The following is a 21,792-nucleotide window of genomic DNA, read 5'->3' on the forward strand; positions in this document are numbered from 1 at the left end:
CCTATAGCGGCGAAGAGTTAACGGATGCTCCAGCAGCTCCGCGGTCGGTTCGGCGGCCGACGGTCCAGCCGACCAGCGCCCAGAGGGCGGCGGTGACGGCGCCCGCCACGGCCGCCGCGGCGCTGCTGGCGAGGGCGGTGATCGCCGCGCTCGACCAGGCGCCAACGAGGTCGCCGGTGCGGTAGACCACGGTGTCGATCACGTTCTTGGCCTTGTATTTCTCCTCCACCCCGACCGAGGCGAAGACCATTTCGCGGCCCGGACGGGCGAAGGCATATTCCCCCACGCGCCGCACGATCATCACCGCGACGAAGACAGGGAAGGTCGCGGCGAAGGTCAGCACGCCGAAACCCGCAACCATCATCAGCGGCACCGAGACGAGCAGGACGGTGACCCCCAGCTTCTTCGCCAGTCGCCCGGTGGCGAGGAGTTGCAACCCGATGGTCAGCGCCTGCACCACGGCGTCGATCGTGCCGAAGACTTGCGTCTGGCGCACCGGATCGGGGAAAGTCGCCTCAACGATCCGCGCCTGCTCCATGTAGAGGAAGGTCGTGACCATCGTCAGCAGCAGGACGAAGACCGAAACCAGCTGCAGGTAGGGGGTGCGCGCGATCAGCGTCAGCCCGGCGAAGATCGAGCCGCCGATCGGCTGCGCCGCCTCGCCGGTCTCGCCGTAACGCGCCCCGGCCCAGCGCTGCAGGTAGGCGACGCAGCCGAGCGTCGCGAGCAGCAGCGCGGTCGACAGCAGCAGCAGCCCGGCATGGCCGAGCGGTGCGACCAGCGCTGCCGAGAGGAGCGGGCCGGTCAGCCCGCCGAGGCTCGCCCCGGCGGCGACCTGTCCGAACAGCCGCTTCGCCTGCGCCGGGTCGAACACGTCGGCCAGGAAGCTCCACGCGATCGAGATGACGAACTGGTTGAACACCGACAGCCAGATATAGAACGCCCGCGCCACCCAGACGTTGTCGGGATCGGCCCAGAGGCTGAAGGCGAACCCGGTCATGACCGCGGCGGAAAAGCCGTAGGTGGCGTAGAGCAGCAGGCGCCGCGGCAGCTTGCGGCTGAGCCAGCCGTAAAGCGGTACGACCACCAGCATGCCGACGAAGGTCCCGGTGAACAGCCACTGCAGGTTGTCGACCCCGCCGGCGATGCCGAACGTCTCTCGCACCGGGCGCAGCATGAAGTAGCTGGTGAAGAGCAGGAAGAAGAGCGCGAAACCGCCTCCCACCGCGGGCATTTCGTGCGGCTGCGCGGCGAAGATCCGGGCGAGGACGCCGCGCCGCGGCGCGCCTGCGTCAGAGGCCATCGATGAACGTTTCCATCCGCCGCCGCATCGCCTCGTCGGGCAGGGGCGGGTGCGAAGCGCCGAGGTTGTCGTCGACGTACTTGACCTTGTCGGTGCCGGGGATCGCGATCGGGCGCGCCGGGTGGCCGACGATGTACTTGAGGAACACCTGCGCCCAGCTCGCCGCGCCGATCTCCGCCGCCCAGCCGGGCAGCTCCATGCCCTGCGTCGCGCTGAACAGCCGCCCGCGGCCGAACGGCAGGTTGATCAGCGCCGGGATGCCGCGATCCGCCGCCAGCGGCAGGATGCGCTCACCGGCGTTGCGGTTGTCGAGCGCGTAGTCGACCTGGATCACGTCCATCGCCTCGCTCGCCAGCACCTTTTCGAAGTCCTCGTACTGCGGGTCGAAGCTGGTCGTCACGCCGATCGCGCCAATGCGGTCCGCGGCCTTGAGGTCGCGCAGGTAAGCGAGCTCGTTGGCGACGTCGCGCAGGTTGTGGACCGCGATCAGGTCGATGTAGCCGGTGCGCAGCTTGGCGAAGGAATCCTCGATCTGCGCCTTGCCCTGATCGAGGCTGTCGGCCCCGACCTTGGTGGCGAGGAACAGCTTGTCGCGCACGCCGAGTTCCTCGACCAGCCGGCCTATCACTTCCTCGGCCCGGCCATAGCTCGGCGCGGTGTCGATGACCTTCCCGCCGAGTTCGGCGAAGCGCGCCAGCGTGGCGCGCAGCTCGCCCCATTCGGCGTCGGTCTGCGGATTGGCGTAATTGCGCGCCGTGCCGATGCCGACCAGCGGGACTTCGCCCATGGCGCCGAGCGGGCGGGTCACCAGCGGCCCCGCTTCGGCCGCCCGCAGGCAACCGGGCAGCGACGCTGCGATGGGCGCAATGGCGAGTGCGGCGATCAGGCCGCGGCGGTCGATTGGCATTCTGTCTGCCCTTGGCGGGGCAGCCGGCGACCACGACTGCCCGTTATGGATCAGGCGTCGGCAATCCGCCTAGTGGTTGATCGGCCTAGTGGTTGATCGGATTGCCGCGATCATCAACTTCGTCGGTCGCTGCCGAGGTCGCACCCGAAGTCGCGTCGCTCGCCGCGCCGGACATTGCATCCATGTCCGCTTCGGACATCGTATCCACTGGCGCGGCGGTTTCTTCGGCTACGGGCGCCGCGTCGGTGGTTGCGGCTTCTTCTGCTGCCTGTTCCTGGCAGGCGGAAAGGCCCAGCGCAGCGATTCCGAGCAGGGCAATCGGTCCAAGCTTCTTCATACGATATCTCCCGTCAGGTGGCCCATCAGTCGACTCAGCATCATTCGTAATCGAGCCGCTCAAGAATTGCCGCAAATCGCGGTTCGTGTCGAATCGGGTCTAGCAGCGGGTCGGTCGGGGCGAGCACCAGGCCCGAATCCCCCGCCGCGAGTCCCTGCTCCAGCGCATCGAGCGCGGCGTCCTTGCGGCCCCACTGCGCGAGCACCTCGGCCTGCTGGTAGAGCCCGTTGTTGCCGAAGCGCGAAAGCAGTTCGTCGAAGTGCGCCTGCCCGGCCGCCTCGCCCGAAAGGCGGGAATCGACCACGGCAAGCGAGACCAGCCGCGACATCTCGCTCGGCTCCTCCATGTACTCGGCGCGCGCGGCTTGCAGGTCGCCCCCCTTCAGCGCGATGTCGCCGAGGATGCGGTGGACGATACTGGCCTCGGGATCGAGCGTAAGGGCGGTGCGCGCGGCCTTGGCCGCGGCGTCGTCGTCGCCGGCGGTGAACTCGATCACCGCCGACATGCGGAAGACCAGCGGGTTGAGCGGATCGAGCCGGATCGCCCGGGCGATCGCCTCGCGCGCCTTGTCGGCCTGCTTCACGTTGTTGGCGTAGCCGGCGTACATAGTCAGGATCGGCGCGTTGCCGTAGCCGAGCTCGAAACTGCGCTCGTAGGGCTCGCGCGCGGCGGCGAGGTCGAGCTTGCCGTTCATCAGCACGAAGCCGAGGGCGGAGTGCCCTTCGGCGAGGTCCGGGGCCAGCTCCACCGCCCGGCGCGCCTCGGCCATCGCGGTTTCGTAGAAGGCCGCCACCTCGCCGCCGCTGGCATAGCTGCTGCCGACCGCGGTCGCCGCGCGCGAGGCGGCGGCATGGGCGGCGGCGTAACCGGGATCGAGCCGGATCGCCTCGTTGAAGGCGGCCAGCGCGGCGCGGTCGCTCTCTTCGTTGGCGGCGTGGTCGTAGCGCGAGCGCCCGCGCAGGTAGGCGTCGAGCGCCTTGTCGTTGCTCGTCCCGCCGAGGCGGTGGATGCCCTTGCCGTCCTGGAGTGCGAAGTTCGCCAGCAGGGCATCGACCACGTTGGTGGAGATATCCTCCTGCACCGCAAGGACATCGGCCATCGTCCGGTCGAAGGTTTCCGACCAGCGCTCGTACCCGGTCTTGCCGTCGATCAGTCGGGCGATAACGCGCAACTGGTCGCCCGCCCGCCGAACGCTGCCGTCGAGGATAAAGGCGACGTCGAGCCGCCGGGCGATATCCTCCATCGAGGCATCGTCGGCGCGGGCGAGCGCCGAGGAGGCCTGCGCGGCGACCGTCAGCGCGGGATTCATGCTCAGCGTGGCGCGCAGTTCTTCCGACAGGCCGTCGGAGAAATAGTCCTGCGAGGCGTCGCCGCTGAGGTTCTTGAAGGCAAGCACGGCAATCGAATTGGACGCCGCCCCACCACCGAACATGCCGCTGCGCCAGGCCACCAGCGCGCCCCCGGCCAGCACCACGCCCGCTCCGCCGAGCAGCAGGGCGGAGCGGCGGCTGACGCCCTTCGCCTTCGTCCGCGCGCCGGCATAGTTCAGTCCGCTGTCGGGCGAACAACTCGCGTTCTCGATCGCCGCCAGCAGCTCGCGGAACGGCGCTGAATCGGCCTTGCCGTGCCACTTGCCCATGTCGATGTATTGGATCTGGCGGAAGCCGAGCGGCGGTTCGACCCCGTCGAGCGCCAGAGAGATCATGCACCCCCGGTCGCGCCCCCGAGTGGCCTCGTCGCGGACCCAGTGCGATTCCACCGAACGCCGGCTCCACACCACGACCACCGCATCGGCGGTTTCGAGCGCCGTCTCGGTGGTCTTGGCGAAGCGGTCGCCGCCGACCAGCAGCCCGTCCCACCACACGCCGACACCGCTGGCCTCGAGCGCGTGGATGACCGGCAGCACCCGCTCCCGGTCGTCACGCGAATAGCTGACGAAAACGGTGCGCTTCGCTTCGTCGGTTTGATTCCGCACGCTCACTCCGGCACAGGTCCCCGCCCCTTTAGCCCTGTGGGCGCGAGATCATGGCCGGTTTCCCATAGACCATGAAGCCCGCCCACATCTTTGGATCGTCCCTATAGGGCTGCCGTCCTTTGTCGTCGGCGTAATTCATCGTCGCGATTTGCGCTTTCTGCATTGCAATTTCCGGCGCGTCACCTGCTTTCAGCCGGGAGATGAACGCCTTCATGAGCCGTTGGGTGGCGCTATCGCTAACGTTCCACAGGCTGGCAACGACCTGTCCGGCCCCAGCCGCCTCCCAGCTGCGGGCGATGCCGAAGGTGCCTCCGTCGAGGACGCGGCCGAGCGCGGTCTGGCACGCGCTCATCACCACCAGCGGCTGGTGGCGGTCGTTCCACCCCTTGAATTTCGATTCGCTAATCCAGCTGCCATAGAAACGACCGTCGCGCCCGGCGAGCGCGACGAAGCCACGAGTCCGTGGGTTCTTGGGGTCGGCGATGGCGTGTGTCGCCATGTAAATCAGACCGGCTTTGGGATCGGCGTCGATCGCCTTGGTTACAGCGCCGCGCGTCGCAGCCTTGCCGATGAGTAGCGGATTGTCCGGTCGTGCCAGCATGGCGTGGACCTGGTGCGCCTCCTTCTCCGCACCGGCGAGGTCCTTCCAGTCGTAGTACGGATCCTCGCTCAGGTCGGGGTTGCCGACAATCACCGCACGGTCAAGGTCGAGCGAGCGGTAGTCGAGCACCTCCCTCGGGTCGGCCAACGCCTCGATGTCCTTGACAACGACGAACGACCAGCTGGCGGCGGCGACGCCCTTGCCCAGCGGAAAGGCTCCGTACGGGGCTGATCCGGTATCCTTCACTGGTACCACCAGCAGGCGTCCGTGGCGCTCGGCGAGCGCGGCGTGAATGGCGCCCGGGATTAGCGTCTCGGCAGTGTGTTCGATCGTCTTCTTGCGCTGCGCCACTGACGCTGGCGACTGGTCGCGGGCCTGCAGCGCCCTAACCTCGTCCTCGGACATCTCCGGCGCGCCTTCCGGGCGCGGCCCGCGCGAGGCCGCCAGTGTGGTGACCCCGAGCCCCTCCGCCATCGCGCCGAGCCCCTCGTATGGATCGACCGAAACCGAATACGCGGGCCCGCCTTCCGGACCGAACAACCAAGCGTGGACCAAGTTGTCCTCGTCGATCCAGTGCAACAACGCATAGGTCGGAACGCCCCCGGCTGAGAGGCTGCGCAGCTTCTCGGGGATCGCCGCCAGCGTCGCCCGGGCTCGGGCGACATCTCGCTCGCGACCCAGCGCGACGACTTCTCCAGTTTCGTCCTTGCGCCGCATCTGCCGCGAGAACAGCTGCTGGCCAGCAATGGCCTCGAGCAGGACTTCCTCGTCACCCGGTTCGAGATCGTTCCGCAGCGGCGCCAAAAGCGGGTCGACGGGCGGTAACACTGCCTGCGGCGATGGTTCGCCGAGCAGGGCCTGCGGAGCGGACTTTGTGCCGTCGTCTGAAGCCGCTTGGTCGCATGCGGCCAGCAGACTGACGATCGCCGATGCTGAGATAAGCGCTCTCATGCCGTCCTCGTATTGCCTGACCGAGGCGGACAGCATAACCTGTTCGCGCACTTCGGCAAAACAGTCCGGTGACGGCGGACCCTGGGTTGTTCAGGCGATTACGCCGAACAGGTCGTGTTCGTCCGATTCCTCGATCACGGCCTGGGCGAAGTCGCCGGGCTTGAGGGTGGCGGGCACATTGCGCAGGAAGACGTTGCCGTCGATCTCGGGGGCGTCGGCCTGGCTGCGGGCGGTGGCGCCGATGTCGCCATCCTCGTCGGGTTCGCCGACCTCGTCGATGATGACGGGGAGGGTGCGGCCGACCTTGGCGGCGAGCTTGTCGGCGCTGATCCCGGCGGTCAGTTCCATCAGGCGGGCGTAGCGCTCTTCCTTGAGTTCCTCGGGCACGGGGTCGGGCAGGGCATTGGCCGCGGCGCCTTCGACCGGCTCGAAGCGGAAGGCGCCGACGCGGTCGATCCGGGCCTCTTCGAGCCAGTCGAGGAGGTGGCGGAAGTCATCCTCGGTCTCGCCGGGGAAGCCGACCACGAAGCTGGAGCGCACGGTTATGTCGGGGACGATCTCGCGCCATGAGCGCAGCCGTTCGAGCACCTTGGCCTCGTTGGCCGGGCGCTTCATTGCCTTGAGCACTTTGGGGCTGGCGTGCTGGAACGGGATGTCGAGGTAGGGGGTCAGCAGGCCCTCCGCCATCAGCGGGATCACCGCGTCGACGTGCGGGTAGGGGTAGACGTAGTGCAGCCGGGTCCACGGCACTTCGCCCTCTGGCGTGCGGAGCTGGCCGAGTTCGCGGGCGAGGTCGGTCATGTGGGCGCGGACTTCGTGGCCGTGCCATTGCCGGGGCTCGTGCCGGATATCGACGCCGTAGGCGGAGGTGTCCTGGCTGATGACCAGCAGCTCTTTCGTCCCGGCGGCGACGAGCTTTTCGGCCTCGCGCAGCACCGCGTCGATGCGGCGGCTGGCAAGCTTCCCGCGCAGGTGCGGGATGATGCAGAAGGCGCAGGAGTGGTTACAGCCCTCGCTGATCTTCAGGTAGCTGTAGTGCCTTGGAGTGAGCTTGACGTCGGGCTGGGGGACGAGGTCGACGAACGGGCCCTGCGTCGGCGGAGCGGCTTCGTGGACCGCCTCGACGACCTGCTCGTACTGGTGCGCGCCGGTCACCGCGAGGACTTGCGGGAAGCGGGCGCGGATGGTCTCGGCCTCCTCGCCCATGCAGCCGGTGACGATGACCCGGCCGTTCTCGGCGATGGCCTCGCCGATCGCCTCGAGGCTCTCCTCCTTGGCGGAGTCGAGAAAGCCGCAGGTGTTGACGACGACAACGTCGGCGCCCTCGTAATCGGGGCTCATCGCGTAGCCGTCGGCGCGCAGCTTGGTGAGGATACGTTCGGAATCGACCAGCGCCTTCGGACAGCCGAGGCTGACCATGCCGATACGGCGCTGTTCGGGGATTCGGGTTGCCATGATGGGCGCGCCCCTACACCCGGCGCGGCAATTGGGCTAGATAGGAGTGCAGGGCTCTTGAGGGAGACAGGGAATGGGCGAGATAAACATCCTGGCGGTATTCCTCGGTGCGGTGGCGTTCTTCGTCATCGGTGCGCTGTGGTACGGGCCGCTGTTCGGCAAGGCGTGGAAGGACCTCGTCGGCTACGACGGCGAGAAGATGCCGCACCCGGTATCGAACAACCCGGTGCCGGTGGTGATGGGCGTGGCCTTCTTGTTCGAGCTGCTGATCGCGGTGATGCTGGCTCACCTCATCGCCCGGACGACCACGAGCCCGCACGTTATCATGATGATGGCAGTCGGCTTCGGGGCGACGATCATGGCCCCGGCGCTGGGCATCAACTACATGTTCCAGCAGCGCCCCGGGAAGCTGTTCGCGATCGACGCCGGCTACTTCATCGTCGGCATGGCGGCGATGGGCGGAGTCTTCGTACTCTTCAGCTAAGCGGCAATGTCGCTCGGCCTCGTCGGGCGGATTTCGACGATTACGTCGCCTTCCTGCAAGGCGCCGGCCTCGTCTTCCCAGAAGCCGGTGATGCCGCCGTTGCGATAGACCCTTAGGCCGCGCCCGCCGGTGTCGAGCTGGTCGAGCGACTTGCCGATCTCCTCGGGCAGCACCGGTCGCTCGACGAGGTGCACGCGGCCCGAGATCGAGGCGAGATCGGTGAGATAGTCGGCAACGTGTGCACCCTGCGCACTCCCGGCGAGCAGCAGCCCAGTGAAGCGCACCGGGTTGATGACGTTGTCGGCCCCTGCCTGCTTGGCCAGCAGTTCGTTGTCCGCCGCGCGCACCACGACGCTGATCGGCACGTTGGGCGCGAGGTGGCGCACGGTGAGGACGATGAGGATCGAGGCGTCGTCGCGTCCCGCGGAAACGAGCACCGCGCGCGCTTCGGCGATGCGGACCGAAATTAGGCTCTCGTCACGGGTCGCGTCGCCCTCGATCACGTTGCAGCCGATCGCTTCGGCCTGTTCGAGCCGTTCCTTGTCGGGGTCCATCACCACGATCCTCGAGGGGGCGGTGCCGCGGGCGATGAGTTCGGCCACCGCCTCGGACCCCGAGATGCCGTAGCCGAGGACCACGTAATGGTCGGCCAGCTTGGCCTGGATGCGTGCCATGCGCCATTTCTCCCAACTGTGCTTGATGACGAAGTTGTAGGCTGCGCCAACGAAAATGAAGATCACCGCGAAACGGATCGGGGTGACGATGACCGCCTCGATGAAGCGCGCGCGGTCGGAAACCGGGGCGATGTCGCCGAATCCGGTCGTGGTGATCGAGATCATCGTGAAATAGAATACGTCGAGGAAGCTGACCTGCCCGTCGTGGTTGTCGACCAGCCCTTCGCGATCGAACCAGTGGATCAGCGCGACGAACATGACCAGCGCGAATGCCGCCGCCACGCGCAAGCCGATGTCGGCCCAGACCGGGACCTTGAGTTTGCGGCGAAGCGGCGTGAACTGCCGGGTCAGGCGGGCGCGCCTGCCGCTGTCTCCGCTGCCCGTTTCCCCGGCCATCAGCGTTTGTCGAGGCGCAGCAGAGGGGTCGGATCGACCGGCTGCCCGCCCCGGCGGATCTCGAAGTGGAATTCGGACGCGGCCGCCTCGCCGTCCCGTCCGCCGATGCCGACGCGTTCGCCGGTCTTGACCGCATCGCCTACCGCCACCGTGGCCCTCGCCAGTTCGCCGTAGAGGCTCTGCCAGCCGTTACCGTGGTCGATCACCACCAGCTTGCCCCAGTGGTCCTTGTCGTCGCCGACGGAAATGACGATGCCGCTCGCCGAAGCGCGGATCATGTCGCCCGTGCCCACCGCAACGTCTAGCCCGGCATGGCCGCCGCCGTCGGGCCGGCGCTTCCAGCCGAGGATGACTTTCCCGTCGTGCGGGCGGTTGAAATATGGTTCGGCCGGGGTCTCGACCGGGTCGCGCGCGGGCAGCACCGCCGGGATTATCAGTTTCTGCCCGACCTTGACCGTTCCCTTGGAGTCGAGCCCGTTGGCCAGCGCTATGTCGCTCGCCGGGACGGAATACCTTTGGGCGATCCCGCCGAGCGTCTCTCCCGACTTGACCGCGTGCGAGCGCTGGCGCGGGATGACCAGCTTCTGGCCGAGCTTGACGACGTAGGGTGCGGCGATGCCGTTGGCTTCGGCGATGACGCTGTCGGGCACCCCGGCGCGGTTGGCGATGCCCTTCAGCGTCTCGCCTTCCTCGACCACGTGCTCGGTCTCGGTCGCCGGGTCGCTGGCCGCGACAAGCAGGAGGGCCGCCAGAGGGAGGACGGCCGTTCGGATCACGCCGCGTAGCTCTCGGCCAGTTGCCCGATCGAGGCGTGGTGCGTCAGGTCGAGCTGGAGCGGGGTCACGGCGATGAAGCCATCGTCGACCGCTTCAAGGTCGGTGCCGTGGTCGAGCGTGTGCTCGACGTCGTCGAGGCCGAACCAGAAATAGGGCCGCCCGCGCGGGTCGGTGCCTTCGACCAGCGAACCCCGGGCGTAGTCGTGGAAGCCCTGCCGTGCCACGCGGATTCCGCGCACGGTGTCGGCCGCGACCGCCGGGAAGTTGACGTTGACGAGCGTGCGGCGGGCTAGCGGCAGGTCGAGCAGCGGGCGCAGCACGCGCTCCGCCCATACCTCGGCGGCTGCAAAGCCATGCCCGCCATCGCGCGTCGCCTGGCTCAGCGCCACGGCCTTCATGCCCGCCAGCGCACCTTCCATAGCCGCCGAGATGGTGCCCGAATACGTGACGTCGTCGGCCAGGTTCTCGCCGTTGTTTATCCCTGAGATGATCAGGTCGGGGCGACGGTCGGTGAACAGCTTGCGCAGCGCGAGGTTGACTGCGTCGGTCGGCGTGCCGGTGACCGCGAAGCGCCGCTCGCCATGCTGCTGGAGCCGCACCGGCATGTGCAGCGTGAGCGAGTGCCCGGCGCCCGATTGCTCTTCGGCCGGGGCGCAGACCCAGACGTCGTCGGACAGCTCGGCGGCGATCCGCTCCAGCAGCGCCAGCCCCGGCGCGTGGATGCCGTCGTCGTTGGTCAGCAGAATGCGCATCAGCCTTGCGGTGTCAGCCTTTCGATACCGCCCATATACGGCTTCAGCGCCTCGGGAACGAGGACCGATCCGTCCGCCTGTTGATAGTTCTCGAGAACCGCCACCAGTGTGCGCCCGACAGCGAGGCCCGAGCCGTTGAGCGTATGGACGAAGGCGGGTTTGCCGTTTTCGCCGCGGTAGCGGGCGTTCATCCGCCGCGCCTGGAACTCGCCGCACCACGAGACCGAGCTGATCTCGCGGTAGGCGCCCTGGCCCGGCAGCCAGACCTCGAGGTCGAAGGTCTTGCGTGCGCCGAAGCCCATGTCGCCGGTGCACAGCAGCATGCGGCGATAGGGCAGATCAAGCGCTTCAAGCACCTGTTCCGCGGACCGAACCATGTGTTCGTGTTCCGTTTCGTGGTCCTCGTCGCGGCAGATCGCCACCAGCTCGACCTTGTAGAACTGGTGCTGGCGAATGTAGCCTCGCGTGTCCTTGCCCGCCGCACCGGCTTCGGAGCGAAAGCATGGGGTGAGGGCGGTGAGGCGGATCGGGTTGGAGAGATCGTCGAGGATCTGCTCGCGAACCGAGTTGGTCAGGCTCACTTCGGCGGTGGGGATGAGCCAGCGATCGTCGGTGGTCCGGAAATTGTCCTCGGCGAACTTGGGCAACTGGCCCGTGCCGTAAAGGGCTTCCTCGCGAACCAGCAACGGCACGATGCATTCGGTGTAGCCACGCTGGCCCGTCTGCAGGTCGAGCATGAACTGGCCGAGCGCGCGTTCGAGCCGCGCCATCTGGCCGCGCAGGAAGGCGAAGCGTGCGCCGGACATTTCCGCGGCGGTTTCGAATTCGAGGCCGAGCGGCGGGCCGAGGTCGGCGTGCTCCTTGGGATCGAACTCGAAGTTGCGCTGTTGGCCCCAGCGCGCCGTTTCGACGTTCCCGGCCTCGTCGGCGCCCTTGGGCACATCGGACGCGGGAAGGTTGGGCAGCGCGGCGAGCAGCGCGTCGAGCTCTTCGCCCAACGCCTTGCCTTCCTCTTCCAGCGCGGGAAGGGTGTGCTTGATCTCGGCGACTTCGGCCTTCAGCTCTTCGGCCAGCTCGATCTCGCCCCGGCCCATTGCTGCGCCGATGGCCTTCGAAGCATCGTTGCGCCGCGCCTGTGCCTCCTGTCCGCGGGTGGTGACGGCCCGGCGCTTCTCGTCGATCTCGAGGATGCGGCCGGCGACCGGTTCGGCCCCGCGCGCGGCAAGGCCGGCGTCGAAGCCTTCGGGGTTTTCGCGAATGGAGCGCAGGTCGTGCATGGGCGCGGCCTATCACGCAGGGCGGGGAGGTTGTCCAGTGGCTGTGGAGAGAGCGTGCTGCTTCCCGCCCATCGCATTCGCTCGGGAGTTTCGACTCAAAGCTGTCCGCGCTTGTCTCCTCCCGCGCTGGCGCTTCGGAGTTTTCCGGCCAAGACAGTCCCCCGGCCTCCCTTGAGTCACGGAAAACTGGTGGGCGCGGCAGGGATTGAACCTGCGACCCCACCCGTGTGAAGGATGGGGTTACGGACAGTCTGGGATTTTCCGGGACGATAAAAAGCCTTGAAAAACAGATACATTTGTCTAAACTCGTCTCAGACAGTTCACCCAAGTTTTTCATACTCGTTTCATACGTTTCATACAAAGGCGATGCCTAGATGCCGGACCTAAGCAAGATTGGTAAGCGCGAAAATCTGAAGCCGCGAAGCGACAAGGAACCTCATTGGCAGCGCCTCCAGGCTGGTTGGTATGTTGGATATCGACCGTCCCGCAGGGGCGGAAAGGGGTCATGGTTCGCTCGCGCCTATGATGAAGACGCGCGCAAGTACCGCCGCAAGAACCTAGGACCTTATGGGACGTTGTCCGGACATGATGTGTTCGCCACAGCTAAGAGGGATGCGGAGGCATTCGCCGAGTTGGTAGAAGCGGGAGGGCTGCGAACAGAGAAGCTGGATACGGTTGAAGATGCCTGTCGGGCCTATCTCAGCGACAAACCTGGGCCAATCGCTGAAGGCGTGTTTCGCCGTCATGTATACGATGACGCAATTGCCAAGGTTAAGTTAGACAAACTCCGAAAGCATCATCTGCGTGCCTGGAGAAAGCGGCTAGAAAATGCGCCTGCGCTCATCACTCGAAGCAAGGATGGGGAGCCTCGCTTCAAGACCAGAGCGGCCTCCACAGTTAATCGTGACATGGTCCCACTTCGCGCGGCGCTTTGGCGTGTCCTCTCTCCGGGCACGCCGAATACTGACGCTGCATGGCAAGAAGCTTTGAAGCCGATAAAGGGAGCGGACCGACGGCGCGATGTCTATCTGGACCGACCAGAGCGAAAGAAACTTCTTGCCGCGCTTCCTGAGGATATCGAGCCCTTTGTCCGCGGCCTTTGCCTATTGCCACTGAGACCCGGAGCTCTTGCAGCACTGAAGGTGAGCAACTTTGACAAGAGGACTAGGACGCTGACGATTGGTGCCGACAAGAATGGCATTCCCCGACAAATCAGTGTTCCTGAAACCATCGCCGGATTTTTGGCAGAGCAGTGCAAGAGCAAGTTACCCTCTGCGTCGATGTTCGTGCGCGCTGATGGGGTGCCTTGGTCCAAGGACAAATGGAAAGGTCCGATCAAGGACGCGGTGAAGGTTGTCCGTCTTCCGCAGGGTACTTCTGCTTACACTCTTCGCCACAGCGTAATAACTGATTTGGTGCGCGCCGGACTGCCGATTCTTACCGTTGCGCAATTGTCGGATACGAGTGTCGCTATGATCGAAAAGCACTATGGTCACTTGGTGAGGAACGATGCAGAGCATGCATTGGCTCAATTAGCGCTGTGAGCTAGTTTCGAGATCTCGCCTAGCCAATCGACGCGCAAGCGATCGAGAATGATACCCTCGCCTTCCACTGTCACCTCGTTGCCGAAATGGTTGTTCGCGGGCTCGATGTCCTCCAGCACCTAATGGTCGCCGGCGTCGGTGACGAACAAAGCCTCTGGGCAGATGTTCAAGCCGTCCGCTGACACGTTTCCGATTCGTATTCATGAGGGTCTGTATGTCATCCATCGCTGCAAAACGCTCCTGACATATCCGGGTGTTTCCCGATTTCTCGGGATGCCTCCCGCACGGGTGACCGCACCGGGACCGGCATTGTAAGCCGCGAGTGCCAGATGAATCTGGCCGAAGCGGTCCAGCATCTGGCGCAGATAGCGTGCTCCACCGTCGATGTTCTGAGCGGGATCATGCCGGTTGCTGACGCCAAGCTCACGAGCCGTTGTCGGCATCAGCTGGGCAAGTCCTGCGGCGCCAGCCGGGCTAATTGCCATCGGATTGAAACGGGACTCGGCCCAAACCAGTGCCTGCATCAGTCCAGGCGGAAGGCGATACCGAACCTCTGCTTCCCTTATCAGCGGCTCGTAAAGTGTTTCGCGATAGGATGCGTGGAGCAGCACCCTTGATGGCGCTTGGTCACTGGTCCAGAGACCATGATCACCAGCGGGTGCAGGCTGCTCGTAGCGATGTTCCAGCAGTGCGAACTCCTGCGCTTGTGCGCAAGGTGTCAAGGGACCGACGACGCTCACAATCGCCCCGATCATCAATGCAAATCTCATCCTTCATACTCCTGTCGCTTGTCGCGAATCGAAATAGAACATAAATAGAACATGTAGGAAAACAGATCGTCCGACCCAGCAGTGAGAGGGGAGGATAGCGGTCATGGGGGACTCGAGCCTGCGAAGGAGCCCTTATGCCCGTTTCTACGACCAGACATCCGCTAGCCGAGAAGGCGAGACGCATCTGTGAAAGCCGTGGCGGCAAATGGTCGGGCACGAAGGGCATGGCTCGTTGCCCCGCACATGACGACCGGACGCCATCACTCAGTGTATCGATTGGGCGAGGAGCGATCCTCCTTCATTGCTTTGCCGGATGCAATCAGGAGTCCGTGCTCGCAGCGCTAGCGCGTGAAGGCGTACCGGTGTCCGCCTTGTTCTCGGGAGGTGCAATCGAGCCCACGATGGACACTGGTGCTGTAGCGAAGCCTTCGGCCGCTGCCTTGCGCATCTGGCGCGATGCACAGCCACTGCGTGCCAGTCCGGCAAAGGTATATCTTGAAGGCCGTGGCATCCTCGCCGCATCTCCGGCGCTGCGCTTTCATCCACGAACGCCGCTTGGACCGAAGGGACGAACCCGCTTCTTGCCAGCCATGATTGCGGCGGTTAGCCTCGACGAGGGGCCGATCGCCATCCATCGCACGTTCCTTTCGGACATTGCCAAGGCTGGCTTCGACAAGCCGAAGCGCGCGCTCGGTGCGCTCGGTGAAGCCGCTGTTCGTCTCTTCGCTCCGGTTTCCGGCACGCTCGGCCTCGCCGAGGGCATCGAGAGCGCGATGTCGGCCTATGCTCTCACCGGCATTCCCGTCTGGGCGACCTTGGGCAATGAACGCTTCGGCCTCGTCAGCGTGCCCGAGAGTGTGACCGAGCTTCATCTCTTCGTCGATCACGATGCTGGCGGCGAGCTGGCTGCGTCGCGTGGCCTGGCGGCTTATGCACGCGATGGGCGGACGATCCAGGTCCGCAAGCCATCCTCCCGCGATACCGATTGGAACGACGAACTCACGGCATGGCTGCGCCGCAAAGCGGCGCGGTAAAGGAGAGAGGGCTTCTCGGATTCCTGATCCGGCAGAGGGCGTGTCCCGATGCCCTCATCAGGAGGACGAATTGCCATGTTTCAATCAGACCTGTTTCCCGCCGGCGAGCAAATGTCGTCAGTGCCATTGGCTTACGCTGTCGGCGCCAGGATTGCCGCGCTTCTTGCTTCGGGACGTCATCTTTCCCGTGCCGACATTTCCGGGCTGTTCGCCGATGAGACCGGCGTGCTGGACTGGGGAAGCGCCTGGACAATCGATGACTACAACAACGCGGTCGAGATCGGCGCGCTACTCTGGCTTCGGAAGTCCTCACGCATCGATTTGGCGACAAGCGTGCACGAAGCCGACGCGCGGTTCGACTGGCTCGAAGCAGCCTTGCCGACCCGGCACGTGCGCAGCGAGGCGCAGATCCAGCTCCAGCAGTTCTCGACCCCGCCGATGCTGGCCTGGCTTATGGCAAAGGCCGCAGCTATCGCTTCGCACGACACGCTACTCGAACCGTCCGCAGGCAATGGCGCACTTGCGCTTTGGGGCAGCGTCCAGAACGCTTCGCTGCTGCTCAACGAGATCGATCCGGCAAGACGAGACGGCCTAAGCCACATCTTCCCTTCGGCCGCGATCACCGCGCATGACGGGGAACTGATCGCCGACCTGCATCGTGACCCTGTTCCGTCGGTCGTGTTGATGAACCCGCCATTCGCCCGCAGTCAGGAGCGCGGCAACGACGGCGAGACGGCGCAGCGCCATCTGCGCAGTGCAAACCGGGCATCAGCCGCTGTGGCGAGGATTGTCGCCATCATGCCCGAAGGATTCAATGCTTCCACGTTCGCCAAGGCACAGGACGAAGCGTCGCTGCTCCTCGATGTCCGGCTGCAGCAGATGTTTCGCAGGACGGGGACGGGGATCGCCGTTCGCTTGGTCGTGTTCGACAAGACGCCGACAGCGCCTGAGTCAGCGATCACCGGAGATACCGCCGACCTGATCGGACTCCACGAGCTTATCACTGCGCTTCAGCCCCGTGCGCAGACATCGGGCAACATTCATCGTCTTCCAGTCGGCAAACCTGTGCGCCTTGTGGGCAAGACCTCAACGCATCGCGCGCCAGTCCGGCCGGTAGCACCATTCGCTGCGACACCAGCAGCTAGGGCGAATGCGATCGACCTTGCCTATTCGGTCCTCGCCGACCCCGCGCCGGTACCCGAACAGACCGGCATCTACCTGCCTTACCGGCCCAGCCGCATCGCCTTCGAAGATGCGCCGGTCCATCCCACCCCGCTCGTGGAATCGGTTGCCATGGGTTCGGTCACGGCACCGCAGCCCGAAGTGCGGCCGCTTCTCCCTGCAGGCTGGCAAGCCGATGGCCTGCTGTCCGAAGCACAATGCGAGACACTGGTCTACGCCGCCCAGGCATTTGCGCGCGATCTTCCGGGTCAGTTCAAGATCAGCCAGGAAGGCACCTCGCTCGAACTGTCCGAAGACGGGCACGCATTCCGCCAAGGCTTTTTTCTTGGCGACGGAACCGGAGCGGGCAAGGGACGGCAGATCGCGGCGGTCATCATGGACCGCTGGCTCGCAGGCGAGCGCCGCCATGTGTGGATCACCAAGAACGAGGCGCTGCTTGAAGATGCGCGCCGCGACTGGGAGGCGCTTGGCGGGCTGCCGCTCGATCTCCAGCCACTATCCCGCTGGAAACTCGGCCACCCTGTAACGATGTCCGAAGGCATCCTCTTCGTCACCTACCCAACGCTGCGCTCGGGGCGCGCTGAGGATACGCGGCTCGACCAGATCCTTGCCTGGGCGGGCGAGGATTTCGATGGCGTGATCGCTTTCGACGAAGCCCACGCAATGGCCAATGCGCTCGGGGGCTCTTCAACCCGCGGCAAGGTCAAGGGCTCCGAACAAGGGATGGCGGGCCTCAGGTTGCAGAACCATCTCCCGCGCGCCCGCGTACTCTACGCGTCCGCCACAGGTGCCTCAGACATCGCCAATCTCGGCTATACTTCCCGGCTTGGCCTATGGGGACCCGAGACCGCCTTTCCGACCCACGAGGCGTTCATGACCGAGATCCGCGCTGGCGGCGTCGCGGCGATGGAGCTCGTCGCCCGCGACCTCAAGGCCCAGGGACTCTACCTTGCCCGTGCCCTGTCCTTCGCCGGGGTCGAATACGAGATCCTCGAGCACTGCCTGACTGAAGCGCAGGTTCGGATTTACGATGCCTATGCCGATGCCTGGGCGATCATTCACCGCAACCTCGAAGCTGCGCTCGAAGCAACCCGCGTGGTCGACGAGGACAGCGGCGACACGCTCAACCGCAACGCCAAGGCTGCGGCGCTGTCGATCTTCGAAGGCACCAAGCAGCGCTTCTTTGCCCAGCTCCTGCTTTCGATAAAATTGCCGAGCCTGATCCCCGCGATGGAAGCAGCTCTTGGCGAAAACCATTCGGTTGTCGTGCAGCTGGTTTCGACCGCCGAGGCCATGCTCGACCGGCGCCTTGCCGACCTATCCGATGAGGAACGCGAAGCGCTCGATATCGATCTGTCCCCGCGTGAATACGTCATCGACTACCTCGCCAAGAGCTTTCCGGTGCGATTGATGCAGGTCTTCGCAGACGAGGATGGCAATCTTCGCTCCGAGGCGATGAGCGACGAGGAGGGCAATCCGGTTTTCTGCCCGCGCGCCATTGCCGCGCGTGACGCGTTGATCGAGCAGCTCTGCGCACTGCCGCCCATCGCCACTGCGCTTGACGCGATCATCGAGCACTTCGGAACCGAGTCCGTGGCCGAGGTCACTGGCCGGACCCGCAGGCTGGTATCGGGCCGCGATGGTCAGCAACGCCTCGAACGGCGAACCCCGAGCGCCAATGTCGCCGAAGCGCAAAGCTTCATGGAAGGGAGCAAACGCATCCTCGTCTTCTCGGATGCGGGCGGGACGGGGCGTTCCTATCATGCCGACTCGGGCGCCAGGAACCAGCAGCGCCGGGTTCACTTCCTGCTTGAACCGGGATGGCGCGCCGACAACGCCATCCAGGGTCTTGGTCGCACGAACCGCACCAATCAGGCCTCGGCCCCGCTCTTCCGGCCGGTAACCACCGACGTGAAGGGCGAGCGCCGGTTCATCTCGACTATTGCGCGAAGGCTCGACGCTTTGGGCGCGCTGACGCGCGGCCAGCGCCAGACCGGCGGACAGAACCTGTTCGACCCGGCCGACAATCTCGAAAGCGACTATGCGCGCGACGCGCTCAGCCGCTGGTTCCAGCTGCTCTATGACGGCAAGCTCGAAGCCACGACCTTCGGTAATTTTGTCGAGCGCACCGGCCTCCGGCTTGAAAATCCTGATGGCGGGCTGACCGACAATCTCCCCACCATCCAGCGCTGGCTGAACCGCATTCTTGCGCTGCCGATCGCGCTCCAGAACGCAATCTTCGATGAATATCTCGACCTCGTCGAAGCGCGGATCGAAGCTGCGCGTGAAGCCGGAACGCTCGACCAGGGACTGGAGACCGTCAAGGTCGATCACTTCACGGTCCTTGCAGATGAACTCCTGCGCACCGACCCCGTAACCGGAGCGGAGACCCGGCTAGTCTCGCTCGAAGTGTCGAGGCACCTTCGGCCTCTAAGCTTGCAACGCCTGGTGCGGATGCACGAGATTGGCAGCCCGCACGCGATACCGATGCGCAATGCGCGCTCGGGCAAGGTTGCGCTGTCGGTTCCTGCCCGGCGCCTCATCGCCGACGACGGGGCCGTGATCGAACGCCGCCGCCTGCTGCGACCGCTCAAGTCCGCGAACTGGACGCTTGAGGCACTCGGTGAAAGCCACTGGGAAGAAATTGGCGTTGCTGCGTTCACCAGCGCATGGCGGACCGAGGAAGAAGAGGCGGCCAAGTCACCGGTAACTGAGCGCGTCCATCTCGCCACCGGGCTGCTGCTTCCGGTCTGGAAGCGCCTGCCCGGCGATCATGTCCGCGTCACCCGGCTCGTTGCCGATGACGGCCAGTCGATCATCGGCCGCGAGGTGCTCGATATCGATCTCGCTGCAATCGCCGATACCTTTGGCCTCTCCGGAGTTACCGGACCATCACCGGAGCAGATCGGCGACCTCGTCCTAGTCAGTGGCAAGCCGCTGGGCCTCGCTAGCCACGATCCACTCACCGTGAAGCGCTCGCTGGTCGGCGGCGAACAGCGCCTTGAACTGACCGGGTTCTCGCCTGATCGGCTCGACTGGTACAAGAACAAGGGCTGCTTCACCGAGATCATCCGCTATCGCACGCGCCTGTTCGTCCCGGTGTCGAGAGCCTCGTCGGTCCTCCCCGCGCTTGCCGCCTGATCTCTCAGACTGACCCCAATCTCAGAATGAGAGTGGAGGGAGCCCTTTGGGCTTGTGGGCCTCGTGATCCTCACCTGCGCCTTCATTCCATCAGGAGAACACCCATGATCCAGTCGATTCCCTTGAAGAAGCTCGTCCCGAGCCCGCGCAACGTTCGCAAGTCGAGCGACGTGCTGGCCGACCTCCAGCTGCGGGCAGACATTGCTGCGCGCGGCCTGCTGCAGAACCTTGTCGTGCGCAAAGGAAAGCGCGGCAAGTTCGAAGTCGAGGCCGGCGGTCGCCGGCTCGCCGCGCTGCAGGCACTGGCAGAAGAAAGCACCTTGCCCGCAAACCACGAGGTCACCTGTCTCGTCATTGAAGGCGAGGAAAGCGAAGTGCGCGAAGCCAGCCTTGCCGAGAACTTCCAGCGTCTCGCAATGAATCCGGCCGACGAGGCGCAGGCCTTCGCTTCCATCATCGAGGCGGGAGTTACCCCTGAAGACGTGGCGCGTCGCTTCGGCCTCACCGTCCGGTTCGTCGAAGGGCGTTTGCGTTTGGCAAGTCTCGCACCCTGCGTCTTCGAAGCGCTCGCCGAAGGCACGATCACGCTCGACATGGCCAAGGCCTACGGCGCGATTTCCGACGTGGAGCGCCAGGCGCATGTCTATGCAGAGTTGCAAGACGCCTGGTACCAGATCACGCCCGACACGATCCGCCGCATGGTGCTCGACGCCACGGTGCGCGGTTCCGATCCGCGAGCTGTCCTCGTCGGACGCGACGCCTACCTCGCCGCAGGTGGCCGGATCGAGCGCGAACTGTTCGACGATGATGCCAGCGAGAGCTGGATCGATGTCGCGCTGCTTGAGGACCTCGCGCACAAGGCCATGGAAGAGGCAGCAGAAAAGACCGCGCTTGAATATGGCCTTGCCTGGGTTCGTCCGACCCTTGGCAACTACGTCAGCCATGACCTTGTTGAAGGTCTCGGTCGCTTGCCCTGCGAGCCTGCGCCAATGACCGAACAGGAAGTGCAGGAACTCGGCGAGCTCGAGGCCGACTATGACCGCGTCGCCGCTGTGCTCGAAGATGAAGACAGCGACGAAGATGAGGTCGCCAAGGCCGAGAAGGAACTGGTGGTGATCGACCGCGCCATGCGCGCGCTCAATGATCGTCCCCCCGTGCTTGCCGACGAGCTGAAAGCCGAGGCCGGTGCCTTCCTCGTCCTTTCGCGCAATGGCGAACCGACCTTGGTCCCGCAGTTCTATATCGAGACCGAAGTCATCGCTGATGAAGGCGTGGTCGAGGCCATTGAAGAGAGCGGAGCGACGAAGGCAAAGGGGAGCTCGCTCTCCCAGCGCCTCCTCGACGAACTCGCGATGCAGCGCCGCGATATCCTGGCGATCCATCTCGCCAACGATCCGGCTTTGGCGCTCGACTTCATGGTCTTCACACTCGCCGATGCCGATGGACACGACTGGCGCGCCAAGAAAGCATCGACACTTGTCGGCTCGATCGCATCCGGCCCGGTTGCCGGATTTGAGGCCAAGGATGCTCCGGCAAGTGCTGCCCTGGCCGAGTTCGCAGGATCGCTCGATGAAAGCTGGCGCTTGGGCGAGAGCGATGTCGAGCGGTTCGCAAGGTTCCGGGCGCTTTCCGACGAGGCACGTTCAGCCTGGCTTGGCCATGTCGTTTCGCGCACTTTAATTGCCAGTCTTGCCTGCGAAGGCGAGCGCTCGGTGCCGCTGCACGAGGCGCTAGGCTCACTGCTCGAAATCGAGACCGCGCATTGGTGGCGTCCCACGGCAGCCAACTACTTCGACCGCGTGGCCAAGGCCCGCACGCTCGAAGCACTCGATGCCGCCGGCGGTCCGGAATTGGTCAGTCGCTATGCTGCCTCGAAGAAGGCCGAACTGGCGAGCGCTGCCGAGCGCATTTTCTCGGGCAACTTCATCGGCGAGGCCGAGGTCAAGGAACGGGCGCAGGCATGGGTTCCTTCGATCATGCGGTTCACTGATGAGGGCGTTCCAGCCGATCTCGAGGAAGCTGCGTCGATTGATGACGAAGCCGACGAAACGGTCAGCGACGAGGTGACCGATGAGATTGCCGAGCAGGCTGCCTGACCCCTCCTGACAGGTCCAGGTCACTCGGCGGGCGGTCCGTCCCAATCGGGACGGGCCGCCTTTTCTATTTCAAGTCTTGGTTCGTAAACGGACCTTCCAATCCTCAATTGCGAATGTCCGCCTGAGACCCAAAAGCG

16 protein-coding genes are annotated in these 21,792 nt (G+C 65.1%); 5 read left to right on the forward strand and 11 right to left on the reverse strand.

Features of this window, described 5'->3' with window-relative positions; genetic code table 11:
• Position 1: 1 nt before the first annotated feature.
• From GRI89_RS15195 to rimO, 6 genes are all read right to left on the reverse strand, one after another.
• Positions 2–1,303, reverse strand: coding sequence for an NTP/NDP exchange transporter (locus GRI89_RS15195; RefSeq protein ID WP_159797457.1), 1,302 nt, complete (start codon positions 1,301–1,303; stop codon positions 2–4).
• On the reverse strand, positions 1,293–2,210 hold the full coding sequence (locus GRI89_RS15200) for an aldo/keto reductase (RefSeq protein ID WP_159797459.1): 918 nt from the start codon (positions 2,208–2,210) through the stop codon (positions 1,293–1,295). Before GRI89_RS15200 ends, GRI89_RS15195 begins: the two co-directional genes overlap by 11 nt.
• 85 nt (positions 2,211–2,295) lie before the next feature.
• Positions 2,296–2,547, reverse strand: a complete 252-nt coding sequence (locus GRI89_RS15205) for a hypothetical protein (RefSeq protein WP_159797461.1) — start codon at positions 2,545–2,547, stop codon at positions 2,296–2,298.
• 40 nt (positions 2,548–2,587) lie between these two features.
• A complete protein-coding gene (locus tag GRI89_RS18305) occupies positions 2,588–4,522 on the reverse strand; it encodes a TIR domain-containing protein (protein WP_159797463.1) in 1,935 nt (644 codons plus the stop codon).
• Positions 4,523–4,550: 28 nt separating this feature from the next.
• Positions 4,551–6,074 (reverse strand): CHAT domain-containing protein, encoded by a 1,524-nt coding sequence (locus GRI89_RS15215; RefSeq protein WP_159797466.1) that lies wholly within the window; start codon positions 6,072–6,074, stop codon positions 4,551–4,553.
• Positions 6,075–6,164: 90 nt separating this feature from the next.
• On the reverse strand, positions 6,165–7,529 hold the full coding sequence (gene rimO, locus GRI89_RS15220) for a 30S ribosomal protein S12 methylthiotransferase RimO (RefSeq protein ID WP_159797468.1): 1,365 nt from the start codon (positions 7,527–7,529) through the stop codon (positions 6,165–6,167).
• 73 nt (positions 7,530–7,602) lie between these two features.
• On the opposite strand from rimO, the gene GRI89_RS15225 reads away from it, so the two are divergent.
• Positions 7,603–8,013: a DUF1761 domain-containing protein gene (locus tag GRI89_RS15225; RefSeq protein ID WP_159797470.1), complete on the forward strand. Its 411-nt coding sequence runs from the start codon at positions 7,603–7,605 to the stop codon at positions 8,011–8,013.
• On the opposite strand, the gene GRI89_RS15230 is transcribed toward GRI89_RS15225, so the two are convergent.
• From GRI89_RS15230 to serS, 4 genes are read right to left on the reverse strand one after another with little or no spacing between them, the layout of a single operon-like run.
• Entirely contained in the window at positions 8,010–9,083 is a 1,074-nt protein-coding gene (locus tag GRI89_RS15230; RefSeq protein ID WP_159797472.1) for a potassium channel family protein, read from the reverse strand. The two genes, GRI89_RS15225 and GRI89_RS15230, sit on opposite strands and share 4 nt — an antisense overlap.
• Positions 9,083–9,859, reverse strand: a complete 777-nt coding sequence (locus GRI89_RS15235) for a LysM peptidoglycan-binding domain-containing protein (RefSeq protein ID WP_159797475.1) — start codon at positions 9,857–9,859, stop codon at positions 9,083–9,085. Before GRI89_RS15235 ends, GRI89_RS15230 begins: the two co-directional genes overlap by 1 nt.
• Positions 9,856–10,611: a 5'/3'-nucleotidase SurE gene (surE, locus tag GRI89_RS15240; RefSeq protein ID WP_159797477.1), complete on the reverse strand. Its 756-nt coding sequence runs from the start codon at positions 10,609–10,611 to the stop codon at positions 9,856–9,858. The genes GRI89_RS15235 and surE overlap by 4 nt, the downstream gene beginning before the upstream one ends.
• Positions 10,611–11,888 (reverse strand): serine--tRNA ligase, encoded by a 1,278-nt coding sequence (serS, locus tag GRI89_RS15245; RefSeq protein ID WP_159797479.1) that lies wholly within the window; start codon positions 11,886–11,888, stop codon positions 10,611–10,613. Before serS ends, surE begins: the two co-directional genes overlap by 1 nt.
• 374 nt (positions 11,889–12,262) lie before the next feature.
• Here serS and GRI89_RS15250 point away from each other — a divergent pair, with 374 nt between their 5' ends.
• Positions 12,263–13,432, forward strand: coding sequence for a tyrosine-type recombinase/integrase (locus tag GRI89_RS15250; RefSeq protein WP_159797481.1), 1,170 nt, complete (start codon positions 12,263–12,265; stop codon positions 13,430–13,432).
• Positions 13,433–13,632: 200 nt separating this feature from the next.
• On the opposite strand, the gene GRI89_RS15255 is transcribed toward GRI89_RS15250, so the two are convergent.
• Positions 13,633–14,202, reverse strand: a complete 570-nt coding sequence (locus GRI89_RS15255) for a lytic transglycosylase domain-containing protein (RefSeq protein WP_235913442.1) — start codon at positions 14,200–14,202, stop codon at positions 13,633–13,635.
• A gap of 401 nt (positions 14,203–14,603) precedes the next feature.
• On the opposite strand from GRI89_RS15255, the gene GRI89_RS15260 reads away from it, so the two are divergent.
• The 3 genes from GRI89_RS15260 (at position 14,604) to GRI89_RS15270 (ending at position 21,655) form a co-directional block, all read left to right on the forward strand.
• Entirely contained in the window at positions 14,604–15,236 is a 633-nt protein-coding gene (locus GRI89_RS15260; RefSeq protein WP_456236780.1) for a DUF7146 domain-containing protein, read from the forward strand.
• Positions 15,237–15,311: 75 nt separating this feature from the next.
• Positions 15,312–19,559, forward strand: a complete 4,248-nt coding sequence (locus GRI89_RS15265) for a strawberry notch family protein (protein WP_159797483.1) — start codon at positions 15,312–15,314, stop codon at positions 19,557–19,559.
• A 104-nt stretch (positions 19,560–19,663) separates the two neighbouring features.
• Positions 19,664–21,655, forward strand: coding sequence for a ParB/RepB/Spo0J family partition protein (locus GRI89_RS15270; RefSeq protein ID WP_159797485.1), 1,992 nt, complete (start codon positions 19,664–19,666; stop codon positions 21,653–21,655).
• The last annotated feature ends 137 nt before the right edge of the window (positions 21,656–21,792 follow it).

It is taken from the genome of Croceibacterium salegens, assembly GCF_009827435.1.
Lineage (GTDB): Bacteria > Pseudomonadota > Alphaproteobacteria > Sphingomonadales > Sphingomonadaceae > Croceibacterium_B > Croceibacterium_B salegens.

What these genes read in the sequence shown, in the direction of transcription:
- GRI89_RS15270 (WP_159797485.1), top strand. Translation starts at nt 19,664, where the DNA reads ATGATCCAGTCGATTCCCTTGAAGAAGCTCGTCCCGAGCCCGCGCAAC.
- GRI89_RS15265 (WP_159797483.1), top strand. Translation starts at nt 15,312, where the DNA reads ATGTTTCAATCAGACCTGTTTCCCGCCGGCGAGCAAATGTCGTCAGTG.
- GRI89_RS15200 (WP_159797459.1), bottom strand. Translation starts at nt 2,210, where the DNA reads ATGCCAATCGACCGCCGCGGCCTGATCGCCGCACTCGCCATTGCGCCC.
- GRI89_RS15225 (WP_159797470.1), top strand. Translation starts at nt 7,603, where the DNA reads ATGGGCGAGATAAACATCCTGGCGGTATTCCTCGGTGCGGTGGCGTTC.
- surE (WP_159797477.1), bottom strand. Translation starts at nt 10,611, where the DNA reads ATGCGCATTCTGCTGACCAACGACGACGGCATCCACGCGCCGGGGCTG.
- GRI89_RS15195 (WP_159797457.1), bottom strand. Translation starts at nt 1,303, where the DNA reads ATGGCCTCTGACGCAGGCGCGCCGCGGCGCGGCGTCCTCGCCCGGATC.
- GRI89_RS15260 (WP_456236780.1), top strand. Translation starts at nt 14,604, where the DNA reads ATGGACACTGGTGCTGTAGCGAAGCCTTCGGCCGCTGCCTTGCGCATC.
- GRI89_RS15230 (WP_159797472.1), bottom strand. Translation starts at nt 9,083, where the DNA reads ATGGCCGGGGAAACGGGCAGCGGAGACAGCGGCAGGCGCGCCCGCCTG.
- GRI89_RS15250 (WP_159797481.1), top strand. Translation starts at nt 12,263, where the DNA reads ATGCCGGACCTAAGCAAGATTGGTAAGCGCGAAAATCTGAAGCCGCGA.
- GRI89_RS15255 (WP_235913442.1), bottom strand. Translation starts at nt 14,202, where the DNA reads ATGAGATTTGCATTGATGATCGGGGCGATTGTGAGCGTCGTCGGTCCC.
- GRI89_RS15205 (WP_159797461.1), bottom strand. Translation starts at nt 2,547, where the DNA reads ATGAAGAAGCTTGGACCGATTGCCCTGCTCGGAATCGCTGCGCTGGGC.
- GRI89_RS15215 (WP_159797466.1), bottom strand. Translation starts at nt 6,074, where the DNA reads ATGAGAGCGCTTATCTCAGCATCGGCGATCGTCAGTCTGCTGGCCGCA.
- rimO (WP_159797468.1), bottom strand. Translation starts at nt 7,529, where the DNA reads ATGGCAACCCGAATCCCCGAACAGCGCCGTATCGGCATGGTCAGCCTC.
- serS (WP_159797479.1), bottom strand. Translation starts at nt 11,888, where the DNA reads ATGCACGACCTGCGCTCCATTCGCGAAAACCCCGAAGGCTTCGACGCC.